Annotated in this window: 17 protein-coding genes; 8 read left to right on the top strand and 9 right to left on the bottom strand. The window is 69.7% G+C overall.

What is annotated here, in order from left to right; all coding sequences use genetic code 11:
- Window positions 1-124: 124 nt before the first annotated feature.
- On the bottom strand, window positions 125-1090 hold the full coding sequence (locus H4281_RS16325; protein ID WP_182891771.1) for an Lrp/AsnC family transcriptional regulator: 966 nt from the start codon (window positions 1088-1090) through the stop codon (window positions 125-127).
- A 111-nt stretch (window positions 1091-1201) separates the two neighbouring features.
- Here H4281_RS16325 and H4281_RS16320 point away from each other — a divergent pair, with 111 nt between their 5' ends.
- Window positions 1202-2599 carry an FAD-dependent monooxygenase gene (locus tag H4281_RS16320; RefSeq protein WP_182891770.1) on the top strand — a complete coding sequence of 466 codons (1398 nt, stop codon included), beginning with the start codon at window positions 1202-1204 and terminating at the stop codon, window positions 2597-2599.
- Window position 2600: 1 nt separating this feature from the next.
- The gene (locus H4281_RS16315; RefSeq protein ID WP_182891769.1) at window positions 2601-3242 is read left to right on the top strand and encodes a class I SAM-dependent methyltransferase; all 642 of its coding nucleotides are present in this window, start codon (window positions 2601-2603) and stop codon (window positions 3240-3242) included.
- Between the two features lie 5 nt (window positions 3243-3247).
- Here the strand turns inward: H4281_RS16315 and H4281_RS16310 are convergent, their stop codons facing one another.
- On the bottom strand, window positions 3248-3652 hold the full coding sequence (locus H4281_RS16310; protein WP_182891768.1) for an SRPBCC family protein: 405 nt from the start codon (window positions 3650-3652) through the stop codon (window positions 3248-3250).
- Window positions 3649-3966: an ArsR/SmtB family transcription factor gene (locus tag H4281_RS16305; RefSeq protein ID WP_182891767.1), complete on the bottom strand. Its 318-nt coding sequence runs from the start codon at window positions 3964-3966 to the stop codon at window positions 3649-3651. The genes H4281_RS16310 and H4281_RS16305 overlap by 4 nt, the downstream gene beginning before the upstream one ends.
- Window positions 3967-4071: 105 nt before the next feature.
- On the opposite strand from H4281_RS16305, the gene H4281_RS16300 reads away from it, so the two are divergent.
- Complete coding sequence (locus tag H4281_RS16300) at window positions 4072-5145, top strand: ALF repeat-containing protein (RefSeq protein WP_246411911.1); 1074 nt, start codon at window positions 4072-4074, stop codon at window positions 5143-5145.
- A 123-nt stretch (window positions 5146-5268) separates the two neighbouring features.
- Window positions 5269-6003 carry a S1 family peptidase gene (locus H4281_RS16295; protein WP_182891766.1) on the top strand — a complete coding sequence of 245 codons (735 nt, stop codon included), beginning with the start codon at window positions 5269-5271 and terminating at the stop codon, window positions 6001-6003.
- Here H4281_RS16295 and H4281_RS16290 read toward each other — a convergent pair.
- The gene (locus H4281_RS16290; RefSeq protein ID WP_182891765.1) at window positions 5993-7081 is read right to left on the bottom strand and encodes an ROK family transcriptional regulator; all 1089 of its coding nucleotides are present in this window, start codon (window positions 7079-7081) and stop codon (window positions 5993-5995) included. The genes H4281_RS16295 and H4281_RS16290 overlap by 11 nt on opposite strands.
- Window positions 7082-7181: 100 nt before the next feature.
- On the opposite strand from H4281_RS16290, the gene H4281_RS16285 reads away from it, so the two are divergent.
- Window positions 7182-8453, top strand: coding sequence for a YbiU family protein (locus H4281_RS16285; RefSeq protein ID WP_182891764.1), 1272 nt, complete (start codon window positions 7182-7184; stop codon window positions 8451-8453).
- Between the two features lie 73 nt (window positions 8454-8526).
- Here H4281_RS16285 and H4281_RS16280 read toward each other — a convergent pair whose 3' ends face one another.
- Window positions 8527-9480: a LysR family transcriptional regulator gene (locus H4281_RS16280; RefSeq protein ID WP_246411909.1), complete on the bottom strand. Its 954-nt coding sequence runs from the start codon at window positions 9478-9480 to the stop codon at window positions 8527-8529.
- A 72-nt stretch (window positions 9481-9552) separates the two neighbouring features.
- Here H4281_RS16280 and H4281_RS16275 point away from each other — a divergent pair, with 72 nt between their 5' ends.
- Complete coding sequence (locus H4281_RS16275) at window positions 9553-11337, top strand: gamma-glutamyltransferase family protein (RefSeq protein ID WP_182891763.1); 1785 nt, start codon at window positions 9553-9555, stop codon at window positions 11335-11337.
- Between the two features lie 94 nt (window positions 11338-11431).
- Here the strand turns inward: H4281_RS16275 and H4281_RS16270 are convergent, their stop codons facing one another.
- Together H4281_RS16270 and H4281_RS16265 are read right to left on the bottom strand one after the other, a co-directional pair.
- Window positions 11432-11989: an isochorismatase family protein gene (locus tag H4281_RS16270; protein ID WP_182891762.1), complete on the bottom strand. Its 558-nt coding sequence runs from the start codon at window positions 11987-11989 to the stop codon at window positions 11432-11434.
- Between the two features lie 19 nt (window positions 11990-12008).
- Window positions 12009-12449: a MarR family winged helix-turn-helix transcriptional regulator gene (locus H4281_RS16265; RefSeq protein WP_182891761.1), complete on the bottom strand. Its 441-nt coding sequence runs from the start codon at window positions 12447-12449 to the stop codon at window positions 12009-12011.
- Between the two features lie 169 nt (window positions 12450-12618).
- Between H4281_RS16265 and H4281_RS16260 the strand changes: the two genes are divergently transcribed.
- Window positions 12619-15186: a glutaminase domain-containing protein gene (locus tag H4281_RS16260; RefSeq protein WP_182891760.1), complete on the top strand. Its 2568-nt coding sequence runs from the start codon at window positions 12619-12621 to the stop codon at window positions 15184-15186.
- Window positions 15187-15199: 13 nt separating this feature from the next.
- Here H4281_RS16260 and H4281_RS16255 read toward each other — a convergent pair whose 3' ends face one another.
- On the bottom strand, window positions 15200-16696 hold the full coding sequence (locus tag H4281_RS16255; RefSeq protein WP_182891759.1) for an acyl-CoA synthetase: 1497 nt from the start codon (window positions 16694-16696) through the stop codon (window positions 15200-15202).
- An 83-nt stretch (window positions 16697-16779) separates the two neighbouring features.
- Between H4281_RS16255 and H4281_RS16250 the strand changes: the two genes are divergently transcribed.
- Complete coding sequence (locus tag H4281_RS16250) at window positions 16780-17442, top strand: TetR/AcrR family transcriptional regulator (protein WP_182891758.1); 663 nt, start codon at window positions 16780-16782, stop codon at window positions 17440-17442.
- Here H4281_RS16250 and H4281_RS16245 read toward each other — a convergent pair.
- Window positions 17429-19003: a succinic semialdehyde dehydrogenase gene (locus tag H4281_RS16245; protein ID WP_182891757.1), complete on the bottom strand. Its 1575-nt coding sequence runs from the start codon at window positions 19001-19003 to the stop codon at window positions 17429-17431. The two genes, H4281_RS16250 and H4281_RS16245, sit on opposite strands and share 14 nt — an antisense overlap.
- Window positions 19004-19005: the final 2 nt, after the last annotated feature.

Raw genomic sequence — 19005 nt, 5'->3', positions numbered from 1 at the left:
AAAAAGTCGGGGACAGTTCGCGGACGCGTGCGGGAATTTCCCACCGGGAAAAGCCGAACGAATCATTGACGGATCGTCCGCGCGCTGTCAACCGCCGACCGGGATGGCGCCCGTTTGTACTGCGTCACAGCCGGTTCGCTGCCTGTTTCACCGTTTTGATCACCGGTGCCGTTTCCACGTGGGCGACCGCGGGGAGCGCGGCGACGCTGGTGGTGAGGTAACGGTACAGCTCCTGGTGGCTGGCGCAGACCACCGTCGCGTACAGGTTGGTCGGGCCGGTGGTCGCGGCGGCGTACGCGACCTCCGGGTGCGCGGCGAGCGCGGCGCCCGTTTCCGCCAGGGCCGCCGGGGCGACCGAAAGCCACAGCAGGGTCCGGATTCCCTTGCCGTACAACCGCCAGTCGAGGTCCAGGTCGAAGTACAGCACGTCCCGTTCGCGCAATTCCGCCATGCGCCGGCGGACGGTGGTCGGGGACCAGCCGGTGGCGGCGGCGAGCTGTTCGAATCCGGCGCGCCCGTCGTCGGCGAGAGCGGCGAGGAGCTTGCGGTCGCCGTCGTCGAGCGTCCCCGGGCCGGGCCGGAGGGGGAGCGGCCGCGGGCGCAACCGGGTGATGGCGGCGTCGTCCAGGATGCCGATTTTGGCGACGACGCTGTCGGAGCCGCCGTAGAACGCGTGCAGCACCGAATGGGCGGTGACGCCTTCGACGCGGGGCGTGCGGGGGAGTTTGGCCAGCAGCAACGCTTCGCTGTCGGCTGCGCTTTCGAGGCGGACTGTGCAGGTGATTTCCGTGCCGCCGGAGGTCAGGCTCACCCAGGCGGTGTCCGGTCGCCGCGCGAGTGCCTCGGCGACCGCGCCTGCTGCGGCGGGCGCGCACCGGATGCGCAGGAACCACTGCACCGCACCGAAAGCCGCCTCGTTGACGCCGCCGATGACCCGGACCGCTCCGGTTGACCGAAGCCGGGCGTAGCGGCGGGCGACGGTGCGATCCGACACGCCGAGCGCCTCGGCGATCGCGCTGAACGGGGACCTGGGATCGATCTGCAGGGCGTGCACGAGCTGCCGGTCGAGGTCATCGTAGTCGGATTCCACCCTCTTGAGGCTACCCGTGTCGGAATCCGCCGCATCCGGGTCGCTTTCTGGCTCGCGGACCACCGGGGGCAGAGAGTCGGTCGCGAACACCGACCCACGAGGGGAGAGATCATGACTGCCGAGGTGCTCATCGTCGGCGCCGGCCCGACCGGGATGACGACGGCGAACGAGCTTCAGCTTGCCGGAGTGTCCTGTGTGCTGGCGGACCGGCTGCCGCGGGCCAGCGAACTGTCCAAGGCCGGCGGGCTGCAGTCCCGCACGCAGGAGGCGTTCGACCAGCGCGGTCTTCTTGAACCGTTGCTGGCCACTGGAGACTATCCGGTCACCACCGCGCATTTCGCGGGCAATCTTCTGCCGCTGGCCCGCGGGCGGCACCGGTTCCCGTGGCGTTCGCTCCCGCAGGTGGCGATCGAAGGCTTTCTGGAGAAACACCTTGCCGTGCGGGGCATTCCCATTCGCCGAAACCACGAACTGGTCGGGCTGGCACAGGACGCCGACGGCATCACGGCGACTTTCGCCGGCGGCACCGAGATCCGGGCCCAGTACCTGGTCGCCGCCGACGGCGGGCGGAGCACGGTCCGGAAGCTGCTCGGCGCGGAGTTCTCCGGCCGTCCCGGGACGGCGACCACGGTGGCCGCCGACGTGCGGCTGAGCGCCGAGGTCCCGATGCACACGATCACCCCGGAGGGCTACCGCGCGCAGGTCTTCCCGCTCGGCGTCGACGCCGAAGGACGGCCATTGCGCCGTCTGACGTTCGGCGGCCCCGGCTGGTCGCTGGAACGGGACGTCCCGGTCACCGAGGACGAAATCCGCACGGGGCTGAAGACGGTCTTCGGAGACCGGGTAGAACTGGTCGAACTCCGTTACGCGCGAAGGATCACGAACGCCGCGCTGCAGGCCGCGCAATACCGGCACGGCCGCGTTTTCCTCGCCGGCGACGCCGCGCACGTGCATCTTCCCCTTGGCGCGCAAGGGATGAACACCGGAATCCAGGACGCGATGAACCTCGGCTGGAAGCTCGCCGCGGCGGTGCGCGGCACCGCGCCCGAGGGGTTGCTCGACAGCTACCACGCGGAACGGCATCCGGTCGGCGCGGCGGTGCTGCGCAACGTCCAAGCGCAGTCGCTGCTGCTGGACGTCGGCCCCGATCCGGCCGCGGCCCGGTCGCTGTTCGCGGACCTGGTGCGGCTGCCCGAGGTTCAGTATCTGCTGGACGACCTGCTGTCCGGCATGGGAATCCGCTACGCGCTCCCGGACAGCGAGGACCATCCGCTGGTGGGCCTGCCCGCGCCCGGCCTCGGCCCGGAACTGCGAGCCGGACGCGGCGTTCTCATGGATCCCGGACGGCGGTTCGGCGATCTCGCGGCCCGGTGGGCGGATCGGGTCGACCGCGTTGAGACGGGTGCCGAGGCGATGCTGGTCCGTCCGGACGGGTATGTGGCGTGGGCGGGCGATCCGGACGGTCTGGAGCCTGCGATTCGCCGGTGGTTCGGTGCGCTGGTGGGCTAGCGTGGCCGTCGTGCAGACCTGGCTGACCGACACCCGGACCTCGTACGACACCGTCGCCGCCAGCTACGCCGACCGGTTGCGCGACTCGATCGCCCGAAGCCCTTCGCTGCGGATGACGTTGGGATTGTTCGCGTCGCTGGTGCGCGAAACCGGCCCGGTGGCCGACGTCGGCTGCGGCACCGGGCACGTCACCGCGCACCTGAACGGCCTCGGCCTGGACGCGTTCGGTCTCGACCTCTCGCCCGGCATGATCGAGGTGGCCCGCCAAGAACACCCCGGCCTGCGGTTCGCGGTCGCCTCGATGACCGCGCTCCCGCTGCCCGGCGCCTCGGTGGCCGGGCTGCTGTCGTGGTGGTCGCTGATCCACCTGCCGGACGACGAGGCGCCCGCCGCGCTCGCGCAGTTCCACCGCGTGCTGCGGCCCGGAGCGCCGGTCGCGCTCGGCTTCCACGTCGGTGACGTGGCGCGGTTGAAAACGCGGGGGTACGGCGGACATCCGATGCGGGTGCACGTCTATCGCCGCCGTCCCGCGCAAGTGTCGGAGTGGTTGCGCGAGGCCGGATTCACCGTCGAGGCGCAGTGGGTGGAGGAACTGGACAGCGAGGTGCCGCAAGCGGTGGTCTACGCTCGCCGTCCAGCGTGAGGGGCTTAGCCGAGATCCAGCTTCGCCAGCCGCGGCAGCACGCCGTCGCGCCAGCCCGGGCCCATCCGCTCGCACGCGTCGGCCTGGCGTTTGTCGTCGAGGTCGAAACCGGAGTGGTGCAGCAGGAGCCGGGTGCCCTGGCCCTCGGCGACGAGCGTCCAGGCGAGGGTCCAGTCGCCGTTGAAGGTGTAGACGAACTTCGACGGCGGCTCGGATTCGACGACGCGGCAAGGGATCGAGCCGAATCCGGGCATTTCCAAGCGGAACTCGCGGCCGACGTCCGGGCCGATGTCGCCGGGCGCCCACCACTTCGCGTGCAACTCGGGATCGGTGAGCGCGCGCCAGACCTTTTCCGGCGCGGCGGCGATGAACTGGTCGACCGAGATACTGCCGATCCGGGCGTAGGTCACGGGTTTTCCTCCTCGTTTTCCAGCAGGTCGGCCAGGTCGCGCAGGCGGCCGCGCCAGAACCGTTCGAACGGGTGCAGCCATTCGCCGACCTGCTCGAGCGGGTCGCTTTCCAGGTGGTACAAGCGTTGCCGCCCCACGGGTTCGCCGCGGATCAGCGCGGCGTCCCGCAGCACCTTGAGATGCTCGGCGACCGCCGGACGGCTCAGCTCGAACCGCGCCGCGAGGTCGCCCGCCGTGCGGGGGCCGTCCGCGAGGATCTCCAGCAGCCGCCGCCGGACGGGACTGGCGAGGGCGAGGAAGACGTCGTCGGACATGACGCTACGTTATGTCGGAAGTTTCCGACATGTCAACCAGCGGGACCCCGGCCGATGATCGGTAACGTCCGCCGGCCTGGGGAATATCCACCTGGTATGACGCTTATGTCGAATTCCCGAGTTCGAAGACTGGCGGCCTCGGTTGTCCTCGCCGCGATCACTGTGACGACCGGGGTTCTCGTTCCGGCGGCGGCGACGGCGGCTCCGATCGCCGCTGTGGCGCAGACGCCGGAGGAGGTGCGCACGAACGCGGCCGCTGTCGTCGGGCTCGTGATCACCCCGGAACTGTTGCGGCTCAGCGAAAGCGACTTCGTGCACGAGATCTACCTGGCCGCGCAACGACAGGGGGACGTTGCTGAGGAAGTCCGGTACGAGGCATATCACGCGGACACCATCGGCTCGACGTCGTACTTCCTCGAAACCGCGATTTACCTGGCGCACCAACGGGATCTGGACAGGGAGGCGCTGTACCAGGTCCGGCGCACGGAACGGCAGCCCGCTGCCGCACTGCTCGGTTTCGAGCTGACTCGGATGCTGCTGAGCCAGGAGGATCCGAATTTCGTTTTCGCGTTGTGGGAGCACGCCCCCAGGGATTCGTTCGTGCGGGCCGCCGCGGCTGCCGCCGTCAAGGGGACTCCGGCGGAGAAGAAGGAATTCATCGTGCACGGCATCTTCGTCGAGCATCAGCGTGATGTGGACGCGGCGAAGGAGGCGGCGGAGAAGGAGGCTGCGGAAAAGATCCTGCGCGACGCCCGCGTGAAGGCGGCCGCCGCCGTGGGCATGGATGCGCGGTTGGCCGCGCAGTTGACTGATGAGCAGTTCGTACGAGACGTCTTGTATCGCTTCGCGGCTCCCAATTCCGAGATGTGGATCGCGGCGTACTCCTGCGAGACGCCGGAGCAGCGGCGGGCGTTCATCGACGCCGGCATCTTCGAGGCCGCGGCCAAGGACAAGGTGAATGACCTGAAGGCGCGCGCGGCCGCGGTCGTCGGCGTCGAGGCCAGCTACGCCAGGTATCTCGAAGAGGGTCCGCTGGTCCGGGAGATCTGGACCCGCTCGACGCCGGGCACCCACGTCCAGGCGGCGGCTCGCCGGGCGATGGACAGCCAGTCTCCGGCTGAGTGGCGGGCGTTCCTGGAGACGGGGATCTTCGTCGCCCAGGCGGCGGACAAGTCCTGAATCCGGATGCCTCGTGAGTGCCTGCGCCGGTTCTCGCCGGAATCAACACTCACGAGGCGCAACCCCTCTTCAACTGCCGCGTCTTGATGTTGTAACGCCAGCCGCCGAAGGGACGTCCGCGCCATGCTCCGCCGCTCACGCCGCCGACTGGCCGTCCTGGCCCCGGTCAGCGCCCTGGTCGCCGTCGCCGTGGCGACCCCGGCCTCGGCGGTGATCGGCGGTTCGGTCTCCGGCTACGGACCGTGGGCGGTGCGGATGCTCGTCGACGGCAAACCCGAATGCACCGGGACCGCGATCAGCCGGGAGTGGATCATCAGCGCGGACCACTGCTTCCACGAGGCCGCGGAGCCCATCGCCGATTCCCGGATCGAGTTCCGGGTCGGCAATCTCGACCAGCGGCTCGGCACCGTCGTCCGGCCGGTGCCGGGCAGCCGCGACAACCATACGCTGGCCGACATCATGCTGATCAAGGTCGCCCCGATGGACCTCACCCCGGCGAAATTGCCGACCGGCGGACCGGTGCGTCCGGGCGAGACGGTTCGGCAGCTCGGCTGGGGCGCGACCTGCACCGGCGACGAGAACAGCTGCCAGTCCGACGTCCTCAAGCAGGTGGACGCCAAGGTCATCGACCCCGACGACCCGCGCTGCGACGGCATGACAGTCTCCGGCGGCACCGATTTCTGCGCGCTGACCACGACCGGCGTCACGGCGGGCGGCGACTCCGGCGGTCCGGTCATGTCCACCGCCGATCGCGACACGCTGGTGGGCGTCACCAGCAAATCCGACCGCAGCAGCCTCGCGGCCGACGGCGACGTCTTCGGTCAGCTGGAGTGGATCAAGAAGACCATCAAGGGCTGACCGTCAAAACGGCGCTCCGCAGTGCGCGCACGGCTTCGTCGCGCGCGCCGGCCAGGGCGGGGGAATCTGTGGCGTGCGGGGCGCGAAGCGGGACGTGGCGCGGCAGTCGCGCGAAGCGGTCGGACACCGCGTCGAGTACATCGGGGCCCCACGGACCGCCCAGCACGACGAGTTCGGGGTCGGACACGGTCACCAAGGCCAGGAGCACGCCGCAGATCGCTTCGGCGAGGGTGCCGAGGACCTCGTCGGACTTGATCGCGGTCCGGAGAGCGGCGACGTCGATCGTGGTCGAATCCGGCTGGCGGACACCGAGATCCGCGAAGACGTCGATGAACGCCATCGCCTGGCCGCCGGTGCCGCGGGTGAGGACGTGCGCGATTTCTCCGGAGAAACCGGCGTGTCCCCGCCGCACTTCGCCGTCGGCGACCACTGCGCAGCCGAGGCCTTCGCCGAGGAAGAGGTAGGCGAAATCGTCGGCGGCCTGTTCGGTGCGGGCGGCCCAGTTGACGTCGTTGTCCACCGTGACCGGGCCCGCGACCAGCGGCGCGAGGACGTCGGCGGGCGAGAGTTCTCCGAGCAGGAACGGGGAATCGGGCAGGTGGACGAGTTTTCCGGTGGCCCGGTCGACCGGGTCGGCGGCGCTGACGACCGCGAGCCGGAGCGGTCCCGCATCGGCGGAGACGTGGGCGGAGGCCTTGCGCAGCGCCTGGGCGGCCTTCCGCGGCCGCACCGGGCGGCCGAGGTCTTCGACGTGCCGGGCGAGCACCTCGCCGAAAACGTCGACGGCTTCGGCTGCCGCGCCGTCGTGGGCGATGCTCACCACCAGGGCCGTGCCGAGGTCGTCGGCCAGCGCGTAGTAGGTGCCGACGCGGCCGCGGCCGGTGGTGCGTTCGCCGGTGTCGCGCAGCAGGCCGGCCTCGGCGAGCCGCGCGACGCTGTCGCCGACCGCGGGCTTGGAAATGCCGGTGCGGGCGGCGATTTGCGCGCGCGTCAGCTGTCGTTCGGCGAGCAGTGCCCGCAGGACGTGCTCGTCGGTCAGCGACCGGAGCAGGTCGAGGGAGGGCTTGGCCGGCGTCATCGGCGCGAGTGTAGCCGATTTAGTCAGGAGTGTTGCCTGAATCCGGGCAGAGCCCTACCGTCGGTTCAGTAAGGAGCCCTTCCTGAATGGAGCGAGCGCCATGCCACTGCCCCCGTTGCCGCACTGGGAGACCGCGCCGGACGACCTCCCGGCAGCGATTCGCGAGACGAAAGCCGCGCTGCGGGCGCGGATCGAGGCGTCCGGGCGCACCGTGGAAGAGGTGTTCGGGGTCGTCGAGGCTCGCGTCGCCGCCGCGGTCGAGGAGATCGAGGCGGCGAAAGCGCGCGGCGAGGAGATCTGGCCGGTGCTGGAGTACGCCGACATCGAGGCGGGCCGGGTCTCCGAAGACGACCTGGCGCGGCTCCGGAAACGCGGCTGCCTGGTCGTGCGCGGGCACTTCCCGCGCGAGCAGGCGCTGGGCTGGGACCAGGGAATCGTCGGCTACGTCGAGGGCAACCGGTTCTTCGAGAACTACCGCGGCCCCGGCGACAACTTCTTCGGCACCGTCGGCTCGCGACCGGAGATCTACCCGATCTACTGGTCGCCCCCGCAGATGGAAGCGCGGCAAAGCGACCGGATGGCGCGCGTGCAGGCGTTCCTCAACGCGCGGTGGCGTTCGGAATCCGACGGCGTCCGGTGGTTCGACCCCGCCCGGGATTCCCTGTACCCGGACCGCATCCGCCGCCGTCCGCCGGGCGCGGATTCCGGCGGCCTCGGCTCTCACCTCGACCCGGGCACGCTCGACCTCTGGATGACCGAGGCCTGCCAGCGGGCGTTCCGGCACCTGTTCGACGGCACCGTCGAGTCCTACGATCCGTGGGACGCCGCGCACCGCACGGCCGGGCCGCAGTTCGAGGGTTCGACGATGTGCTCGGTCTTCCGCACTTTCCAGGGCTGGACCGCGCTGTCGGACATGGACCACGACCAGGGCGTGCTGCACGCGGTGCCGATTCCGGAGGCGATGGGTTATCTGATGCTGCGTCCGCTGCTGGCCGACGTGCCCGAGGACGACATGTGCGGCGTCATGGTGAACAAGGTGTTCGCGGCCAGCGAGAAATGGCATTCCTTGCTGCTGCGGGCTTCCAGCGGCATTCCGGACGTGCGGGCCGGGGATTCCGTGTGGTGGCACTGCGATCTGATCCACAGCGTCGCGCCGGTGAAGAACCAGCAGGGCTGGGGCAATGTCATGTACATCCCGGCCGCGCCGTGGTGCCCGCGGAACGAGGCGTACGCCGGTGCGGTGCGGGAGGCGTTCGAGTCCGGTTCCAGCCCGGCGGACTTCCCTCCCGAGCATTACGAGCGGTCGTGGCCGGACCGGTTCGCCCCCGGGCAGCTGAACGCGACCGGACGGCGCGGGCTCGGAATCGGCTGACAGTGGTCTAGTCCATACGGGCAGCGGGCGGCTTTCGCTCCCGTCGAGGTCCGTGAAGGGCCCCTTGGGGGAATCAGATTCCTTCAAGGAGTCCTTCACGGATCGCGGCGTCGGGTGCCGGGTTCTTCGGCACCGGCGAACCCCCTGGCGGGACAGTGGCGAGCGTGATGTCCAGAAACGCCTGAGTCGCCGCGGTAATCGGCCCGGACCGGTAGATCAGCCACTGCGGCAGCGTCTCCGGCGGCGAGAACCGCAGCACCTTCGCGCCGGCCCGGCGGGCGAGGTCCGCCCAGCCGTCCGGCATCAGGCTCGCGCCGATCCCGCGCAGCACCATCGGCAGCACGACGCTCCGGTCGCCCGCTTCGGCCGCGATCGAGAGGCCCGGCACGCTCGCCGCGAGCCGGTCGAAGAAGCCGCGCACCGCGGTAGGCGACGTGGTGACCACGAACTGCATGCCGCTGAGTTCGGCCCGCTCCACGGCCCCGTCCGAGCCGATCTCCGTGCCCGGCGGAGCGACCAGCAGCACTTCCTCGTCCCGCAGGTGATGCGCGATCAGACCCGGCCCGGCCGGGCGTTCCGCGCTCCCGCACACCCCGGCCTCGCACCGGCCCTGCACGACCATCGCGACCACTTCGGCCGCCGACAACGCCGCCGACGTGCTCACCAGCACGCCCGGATACCGCGTGCGCATCTCGGCGACGATGCTGATCACCGGCTCCAGCGCGGACGACGACGTGGCCGCGACGTCGATCCGCCCGGCCGGCCCGTCGCCCGCCAGCCGCGCGGCGGCGCGCAGGGCGTCGAGGTCGCGCAGCACCAGCCGGGCGCGCTCGGCCAGCAGTTCGCCGGCGTTCGACAGCACCGCGTTGCGTCCGACCCGGTGGAACAGTTCGACGCCCAGGTCTTGTTCGAGCTTCGCGATCGCCCGCGACAACGACGGCTGCGCCACCCGCAACGCCCGCGCCGCGTGCGTGAACCCGCCGTGCTCGGCGATCGCGACGAAGTACTCCAGCTGGCGGCGTTCCATAGCGGTACGCTATCGGACTGGTGCCTCAGATGTCTTTGACGTACTGCCAGCCCGCGCGCGACGATAGGCCTCATGGTCCAGACGCGCCCGACGTTGCAGGGCACCTTCGGCATGGTGTCGTCCACCCACTGGCTCGCTTCGGCGGCCGCGATGGCGGTGCTCGAGGACGGTGGCAACGCCTACGACGCCGCGGTCGCCGGCGCGTTCGTGCTGCACGTCGTCGAACCGCATCTCAACGGTCCGGGCGGCGAAGTGCCGATGATCCTCGCCCCGGCGGCCGGCGCGCCCAAGGTGCTGTGCGGGCAGGGCCCCGCACCGGCCGGCGCGACGATCGAGCACTACACCTCGCTCGGCCTGGACCTCGTCCCCGGCACCGGTCCGCTCGCCGCCGCCGTGCCCGGTGCGGTCGAGGCGTGGCTGCTCCTGCTGCACGACCACGGTACGAAGCCGCTGCGCGAGGTCCTCAAGTACGCCATTCACTACGCGGCGGACGGCCATCCGGCGGTCGAGCGCGTCGGCGCGACGGTGGAAACCGTCCGCGAGCTGTTCGAGAACGAGTGGACGACGTCGGCGGAGCTGTACCTGCCGGGCGGGCTCGCGCCGAAACCGGGTGGACTGCTGAAGAATCCCGCGCTCGCCGAAACCTGGCGGCGATTGATCGCCGAAGCGGAGGCGGCCGGGAGCGACCGGGAAGCACAGATCGAGGCGGCGCGGAAGGCGTGGCGCGAGGGTTTTGTCGCCGAAGCACTCGCCGCCTTCGCCGCGAAGCCGGCCATGGACTCTTCCGGCGAACGGCACGCGGGCACCCTCACCGCCGACGACATCGCCGCGTTCCGCGCGACGTATGAGGACCCGGTCAGCCACACCTGGAACGGCTGGACTGTCGCGAAAGCCGGGCTGTGGAGCCAAGGTCCGTCCTTCTTGCAGCAGCTCGCCCTCCTGCCGGACGAGCTGGAGTACGCGACGCCCGAGTACTACCACCGGCTCATCGAGGGCACGAAGCTCGCGATGGCCGACCGCGAGGCCTGGTACGGCGACAGCACGGAAGTGTCCATCGAAGCGCTGCTTTCCCCGGAGTACACCGAGGCCCGGCGCAAGCTGATCGGCGAGCGCGCGTCCTTCGACCTGCGTCCGGGCAGTCCCGAGGGACGCACGCCCCGGCTGAGCCGGCACGTGCACTACGTCGCGGGCGGCGGAGTCACCGCGTCGGCGATCGGGGCGGGGGAGCCGACCGTCGCGAAGGACGGCCTGACCCGCGGCGACACCTGCCACCTCGACGTCGTCGACCGCTGGGGCAACATGATCGCCGCGACCCCGAGCGGCGGCTGGCTGCAGTCCAACCCGGTGGTGCCGGAGCTGGGCTTCCCGCTGGGCACGCGGCTGCAGATGGCGTGGCTCGACCCGGGCCTGCCGAACTCGCTCGCCCCCGGGAAACGGCCGCGCACCACGCTGTCGCCGTCGCTCGCCCTGCGCGACGGCGTCCCGGTGATGGCGTTCGGCACCCCCGGCGGCGACCAGCAGGACCAGTGGAACTTCCACTTCTTCCTCGGGACCGCCCTGCGGGAAAAGGTGCGCGGCGGGCTCGATCTGCAGGGCGCGATCGACGCGCCGAACTGGCACACCGACAGCTTCCCGAGTTCGTTCTATCCGCGCGGCATGGCGGCGGGCAGCGTGACGGTGGAGTCGCGGATCGGGGCGGATGTCATTGCCGCGCTGGAAGACCGGGGCCACGCCGTGACGGTCGGCGAGCCGTGGTCGGAGGGGCGGTTGTGCGCGGTAGCGAGGGATCCTGAGACCGGGGTTTTGTCGGCGGCGGCGAATTCTCGCGGTGCGCAAGGGTATGCCGCTGGGCGGTGACTCGCGCGGTCAGGACAGCGCGGTGCGCGCGCCGAGTATCCCTTCTCCTTCTCGCACAAAGAAAATCCCGCGTCCGGGCGCTGCCGCGGGTCCGTCAGTCGTTCCGGGTGCGCAGCGCGGCGAGGATGTCGGCGGTGGCGGCTGTTTCCCCGAGTCGCGGGAAGATCCGTTCGATGCTGTGCCGGTGTGCCTCGGGATCGAGGTCGGCCATGGCGTCGGTGGCGAGCACGACGTGGTAGCCGTGTTCGTGGGCGGAACGGGCGGTGGACTCCACGCCGATGCTGGTCGCGACCCCGGCGAGCACGGTCTGGGTGACGCCTCGGTCTTGCAGCAGCCGGTGCAGATCGGTGCCGGTGAAGGCGCCCCACCGCTGCTTCGTGACGTGGAGGTCGCCAGGCTGGCGGTCGAGTTCGGGAGCGACTTCGGCCCAATCGGCCGGACGCGGTGCGCCGCCGGGGCGCTGCTGGTCCGTGCGTCCGGGAGCTCCGCCGTCGACGGTGACCAGGACGACCGGCAGTTCGCGCGCGCGAAACTCCGCGGCGAGGGCGGCCGCGTTGCCGAGGATTTCCTTGACCTCCGGATGGGCGGCGAGACCCTTCTGCAGGTCGACGACGATCAGCGCGCAGGCGGGGTCGATGGTGCTCAAGGGCATGAGGGATCTCCTTGCGGGGTCAGGGGTTCGGGGGTTCGTAACCGGCCAGGCGCTCCATCAGTTCGCCCGCGGCGCGGAGCACCCGCTGCTCCTCGTCGTCGAGCAATGCCGTGATGGCCCGCCCCAGCCAGGAATCGCGCTCGCGCCGGCTGCGGGCGACGACCTCCCGGCCTCGGCCGGTCAGGACGATGCGGACCTTGCGCGCGTCGTCCGGATCTTTCGTGCGGGCGATGAGGTCGTCTGCGGCCAGTTCGCGCAGTGCCGCGGACACGTTCGGGCTGCTCATCGTCAACTGCTCGGCCAGCAGGCGCGGCTGCGCGGTCTCGGGCGACCGCGCGATCGCGCCGAGGACGGCGAAGGCGGTGAGCGTCAGGCCGGTGACCGGCATGCCTTCCCGGCGCAGCCGCCGCTGGAGCAGCTTGACCTGGGTGCGCAACCGCTCGATCTCGTCGTCCCGCATGTCGCTATGTTACATAGTTATCTGACATAAGCAAATGCGGGCCGAGGGCGCTGACGTGCGCCCGGGAGGCCTCCTTTCGGCAGATTTACAACGTTGTATCGCGGTGTCAGACTGAGTTCGCTCGGTTTCTTCTTTCCCGTGTCCGGCATCCGACCGAAAGAAGCTGTCGATGTCCTCCTCGGAATCTCCCCGCGAAGTCAGCCGCCGCGACGTCCTGCGCCGGGCGGGTGCCGGCGCGGCCGCGGCGGTCGCGCTCCGGTGGCTCCCGGACCTGGTCCAGTCCACTGCCTCGGCAGCTCCGGCGGGAACGCTGAACCCGCTGCGCCCGCCGGCGACGCCGCTCGTCGTGCGCTCGCCGTACCTCTCGACCTGGCAAGCCGCGGACAATCTGCCCGGCGCCTGGTCCACGTTCTGGACCGGGCACATCACCGCGTTGTGCGGAATCGCGCGGATCGACGGTGTCGCGTACGTGTTCGCCGGCGCGCCGCAGCTGCCGTCCGGCCCGAGCCTGACCCCGATGACGCAGAACTCCTTGCAGATCACCGCGACGCGCTCGATCTACGAACTCGCCGGCGGCGGCGTGACCCTCACCGTCACCTTCTTCTCGCCGGTCGACCCCGGCAACCTCCAACGGCAGTGTGTGCCGTTCGGTTACGTCGCCATCGCCGCCGCGAGCAGCGACGGACGGGCGCACCGTGTCTCGCTGCATTTCGACACGTCGGCCGAGTGGCTGCAATGGGATTCGGGCACGCCGGTCGGCTGGCAACGGCAGGAATCCGGCGGCATCACCTCGCTGAGCGTCCAGGCTGCTTCGCCGACCGTGCTCGCCGAGGACGGGCACGACCAGCCGCGCTGGGGCTCACTGGTCCTCGCGGCGCCTTCGGCGGGGGTGACCTGGCAGATCGGGCAGGACACGGTCGTGCGCGCGACGTCGGCGAACGGGGGAGCGCTGCCCGGGACCAGCGATGCGGACCAGCCGCGGGCGATCAACGACCGCTGGCCCGTCCTCGCGTTCGCGAAAGACCTGGGCACGATCCAGCCGGGCGAGGCGGCCGATCCGCTGGTGGTGGCGATCGGGCACGTCCGCACGCCCGCGGTCAGCTACCTCGGCGCGCAGCTGGCGCCCTGGTGGACGCACTACTGGTCGTCGTGGCCGGACATGGTCGCGTGGTTCCACGCCGACTACCCGGCCGCGCTCGCCGCGGGCATCGCACTGGACCAGCGGATCGACAGCGAAGCATCCGCCGCGGCCGGCGGCGGCAGCACGGGCGGCCACTACGCGGCGATTTGCGCGCTCGCGCTGCGCCAGGCGTTCGGCGGTACCGAACTGGTCGACCGGAACGGCTCGCCGTGGGCATTCCTGAAGGAGATCTCGTCCAGCGGCAACGTGTCCACAGTGGACGTCATCTATCCGGCACTGCCCGGCTATCTCCATCTCTCGCCGGAGTTCGTGCGGCTGCTGCTGGAACCGGTGCTGGACTACGCGGAGCACGGCGGCTGGCCGAAGACGTTCTCGGAACACGACATCGGCGCGTCCTATCCGAACGCGGCCGGGCACAACGACGGCAACGAAGAGAGCATGCCGGTCGAGGAATCGGCCAACATGCTCATCATGTCCGCCGCGGTCGTGCAGCGCCTGGATCCCGCGGCGGCGAAAGCGTTCGCCAGCGCGCATTACCGGATCCTGCGGCAATGGGCCGAATACCTGGTCGGCAACACCCTCGATCCCGGCAATCAGAACCAGACCGACGACTTCACCGGCTGGATCGCGCACAGCGCCAACCTCGCCTTGAAGGGCATCATCGGCGTCGGCGCGATGGGCGTTCTCGCCGATGTCACGGGAAATTCCGCCGATGCTCTGCGGTACCGGTCGATCTCACGGTCGTACATCAGCCAATGGACGACCTTGGCCAACGACGGCTCGCACCTCCGCATGGCATATGACCAGCCGGGCACCTGGAGCCTGAAGTACAACGGTTTCGCGGACCGGTTGCTGGGCCTCGACCTGGTTCCGCTCGGGACCGCCGCGCGGGAAGCCGCGTGGTATCAAGGCAAACGAGGCGCGCACGGCGTCCCGCTGGATCTCCGTCACGACTACACGAAAGCCGACTGGGAACTGTGGACGGCCGCCTGGCTGGCCGACCACACCGGCATCTCCACGACGCTCATCGAAGGCGTCTACAGCTTCGCCGATACGACTGGTTCGCGGGTCCCGTTCTCGGACTGGTACTTCGTCGCCGACGCCCGGGAATCCGGCTTCCAAGCACGCCCGGTCGCCGCTGGGTACCTGGCCTTGCTGCCGCGCCCGGCCGCCTCGACGACTTCGTGGCGGCGAATCCAGAACCAGCGATCCGGGAAACTGCTGGCGGTTCAGGACATGTCGCTTTCGGACACTGCCGACGTGACGCAATGGCAGGACAACGGCACGGTCGATCACGTGTGGACAGTCGTCGACAGCGGCGACGGGACTGTCCGGATCATGAACCGCAACAGCGGAAAGGTGTTAGCGGTGCACGACCAGAGCCTGGACAACGGCGCGCACGTGCAGCAGTTCCAGGACAACGGAACACCGGATCATCTGTGGCGCATCGTGGACGCTGGCGGCGGCTGGTGGAAGCTGGTGAATGTCCGCAGCGGCAAGGTCATGGCGGTGGATCAACAATCCACTGCGGACGGTGCGCAGGTGACCCAGTGGGACGACAACGGGACGCCGGACCACCTGTGGCGGTTCGTCTGATCCCTTCACGGACTTAACGGGAGACGGAAGCGGCGGAGCCGGAGTACCGGGCCCGAAGTTCGCGCTTGAGCAGCTTCCCGGTGGCATTGCGCGGAAGCTCGTCCACCACCTCGACCCGGCGGGGGCATTTGAAAGCGGCGATCCGTTCCCGGCAATAAGCGATCACCGCGTCCCCGTCGAGCGAATCGTCGGCGGGCACGACAACGGCGACCACGGTTTCGCCCCACTGCGGATCCGGCGCGCCGATCACCGCGACGTCGGCGATGTCCGGATGCCGGTGCAGCACCTGCTCGACCTCGATCGGATAGACGTTCTCGCCGCCGGAAATGATCATGTCTTTCTTGCGGTCCACCAAGGTCACGAAACCGTCGGCGTCGCAGCGGGCCAGGTCGCCGGAGTGGAACCAGCCGCCGCGCAGGGTTTCGGCGCTCGCTTCGGGCAGACCCCAGTAGCCGGCGAAGACGTTCGGGCCGCGCAGCACCAGTTCGCCGACCGTTCCGGTGGGCACGTCGTCGTCGCGTTCGTCCACGATCCGCGCCTCGACGTGCAGGAAGGGCCGTCCGACGGATCCGGCGTGCGAGCGCACGAACGCCGATTCCAGCACCAGCGCGGCGGGGGAGAGTTCGGTCATCCCGAAACCCTCGACAAAGGTCAGCCCCTTGCCCTCGTAGAACTCGATCACCGGCAGCGGGCACGGTGCGCCGCCGCACAGCAGATATCGCAGCCGCGAAAGGTCGTAGGAGTCGAAATCCGGGACCTGCGTCATCGCCGCCCACATCGCGGGCACCATGAAGTGGACGGTGACCTTCTCCCGCTGGAGCAGCGCGAGTGTCTCTTGTGGATCGAACTTGCCCGCGACCACCACGGTGCCGCCCGCGTACAGCAACGGCAGGGTGAACAGCGCCAGCCCGCCGATGTGGAAAAGCGGGGCCACCGTCAGCGTGATGTCCGACGGGAGGATGCCTTCGCCGGAGGTGAGCACGTTGATCGCGTTCGCCTCCAGGTTGCCGTGTGTGAGCATGGCGCCTTTGGGGCGGCCGGTGGTGCCGGAGGTGTACATCAGCACCGCGACCTCGTCCGGCCCGGTCGGTTCGGGTTCGACACGATCTTCGGTGAAGAGGTCGTTGCTGTGGACGAGCGCCCGGCCGCCGGACGCTTCTTGAGCGAGTGCGGCGAAGGTGTCGTCGTGCACCACGACCACGGGCCGCGCGTCGTCGAGGAGGTACTCGATTTCGGTCGCTGCGAGCCGGAAGTTGATCGGCAGCGTGATCGCGCCGAGCCAGGCGACCGCGAAGAGCGTTTCGAGGTAGCCGGTGGAATTCAAGCCCAGCAAGGCAACCCGGTCGCCTTTGCGCACGCCCAGTTCGCGCAGCGCCGCGGCCCGCCGTGCGACTCGCTGTTCGAGTTCGGCGTACGTGATCCGTTCGCCGGTCTCGGCGGCCACGAGCGCGACCGACTCGGGGGTGACGGTGCCGCGCCGGGCAATCCACTGCGCCAAGCTCGCTGCCATGCCGAGACTCCTTCGTCGCCGGGGACCACGACGAAGGTAACCGTACGGACGGTCAGTGGTCAAACTTCGGCTACAGTGGGCCGATGCCACCCAAAGGCCGCGCCGGGGACATCCTCGCGACGTTCACCCGCTATGTCGCCGAACGCGGGTACGACGCCACGAACTTCTCCGACATCGCCGGCGAGCTGGGGCTGTCGAAGGGCACCATCGTGCACCACTTCGGCACGAAGGACCGGCTGCTCGCCGCGCTGCACGAGTCGTACATGCGCCGCAGGCTCGCCGAGGCCGCGCTGATCCGCGAGCGGCTCGCGACGCCGACCCGGCGGCTGGCCGGGCTGCTGTACGCGTTCGTGCTGTACCAGGTGGTGGACCGGGAGGCGACCGTCGCGTTCCAGCGCGAGGTCGTCCGGCTCGCCGACCACGAAGCGATGGCCGAGGGCCGCCGGATGCGCGCGGAATACCTGGACTTGGTGCGCGCGACGTTGTCCGAAGGGGTCGCGTCGGGGGAGTTCCGTCCGTGCGACGTCGAGGTGCAGAGCCTGCTGATCTTCGGCTCGGCGCAATGGGCGTGGACGTGGTTCGACCCGTCCGGTCCGGTGTCCGCGGAGCAGGTGGGCGCGCAACTGGTCGAACTGGTCCTAGGCGGGCTGTTGACGCGCCGCTCCCGGCTCAGCGGTTTGACCGAAGCGGAGGGCAAGGTGGTCCAGGTGGTGCGTCAGTCCATTGCGGACACTACCGGATCCTGAGCCGCCGCATCATCTTCAGCCCGGACAGCATTCCTTCCACGTACTTCTCGTACTTCTGTCCCGGCCGCGGGCTCATCACCGGCTTCTTCAGCACCGCCAGGTTCTGCACGTCGGTGTACTTCAACAGCCCTTGATCGCCGTGCCGGGCACCCACACCGGACGTTTTCACGCCGCCGGACGGAGTCCCCTTGGCAGCGTACGCCGTCGCGAGGCTGTCGTTCACGTTGACGTTGCCCGTCTCCAGCCGGGCCGCCACCGCGGAAGCCGCGCGAATGTCCTTGCCCCACACCGAAGCGTTCAGCCCGTAATCGGTGTCGTTGGCCAATTCGACGGCCTCGTCCACCGTCCGGTACCGGTGCAAGGCGACCACCGGGCCGAACGTTTCGGTGACCCCGCACAGCATGTCCTTCGTGACGCCTTCCAGGATGGTCGGCTCGAAGAACGCCGGGCCCAGATCCGGCCGGGGGCGGCCGCCGCACAAGACGGTGGCTCCCTTCTCGACCGCATCGTCCACATGGGACTTGACCCGGTTCATGTGGTCCACCGAAACCAGTGAGCCCATTTCCGGCCCGAAGTCGTAAGCCGCTCGCACATCCAGCGAGGAAGCCTTGGCCGCAAAGGCTTCCTTGAATTCCTCGTAGCGCGATTCCGGCAGGTAGATCCGCTCGATGTGCATGCAGATCTGCCCGGTGTTGCCGAACGCGCCGAACACCGCGCCCGGAACCACGTCGGCGAAATCGGCGTCCGGGAGGACGATCATCGGGTTCTTGCCGCCGAGTTCGAGGCAGCAGCCGATCAGGTTCCGCCCGGCCTGCTCGCCGATCACCTTCCCGGTGGCGGTGGAGCCGGTGAACATCACGTAGTTCGCCTGGTCGATCAGCGTCGGACCGACATCCGGACCCTCGCCGCACACGACCTGGAACAGGCCCTGCGGCAACCCGGCTTCTTCGAGCAGTCGCACGCCGTACAGCGGTGACAGCGCGGTTTTGTTGTCCGGCTTCAACACCACCGCGTTACCCGCCAGCAAGGCCGGAATGGCGTCGGAAATGCCGGTGGCGAAAGGGAAATTCCACGGCGCGATGATCCCGACCACGCCTTTGGGAACCCGGATCTCGGTCGAGGAAGACACGAGAGGCACCGGTCCGCCGCGCCGCGTCGGGGCCAGCAGTTTCGGCGCGCGGCGCAGATAGTGGCTCATGATCATCGGCGGATCGCACGTTTCCTCGATCGCCATCCGCCGGTTCTTGCCGCTTTCGACCTGGATCAGGTCGGCGATCGTCCGTGCGCGGTCGATGAACAGCGAATGCGCCCGCCGGAACACCGCGAGCCGCTGTTTGAGCGGCGTCGCGGCCCATTTCGCCTGCGCCGTCCGCGCGGTGGCGAACGCCTGCTCGATGTCTGATGGGGTCGATTGCGGCAGGTCCACCAGGACGTCGCCGGTGTAGACCTCGGTGAGCGGCCACACCGCGCCGCCCGAGCCCGGCACGCGCGCGACGAGCCCGCGGAGGAAGTCGTCGGTCGCCGAGGCCGGGCGGGTGGGCCGGACCGGGGTGAGGGTCATGG

The sequence above is a fragment of the Amycolatopsis dendrobii genome (assembly GCF_014145675.1).
GTDB classification, from domain to species: domain Bacteria; phylum Actinomycetota; class Actinomycetes; order Mycobacteriales; family Pseudonocardiaceae; genus Amycolatopsis; species Amycolatopsis dendrobii.
This window is presented reverse-complemented; position numbering and strand designations above follow the sequence as displayed.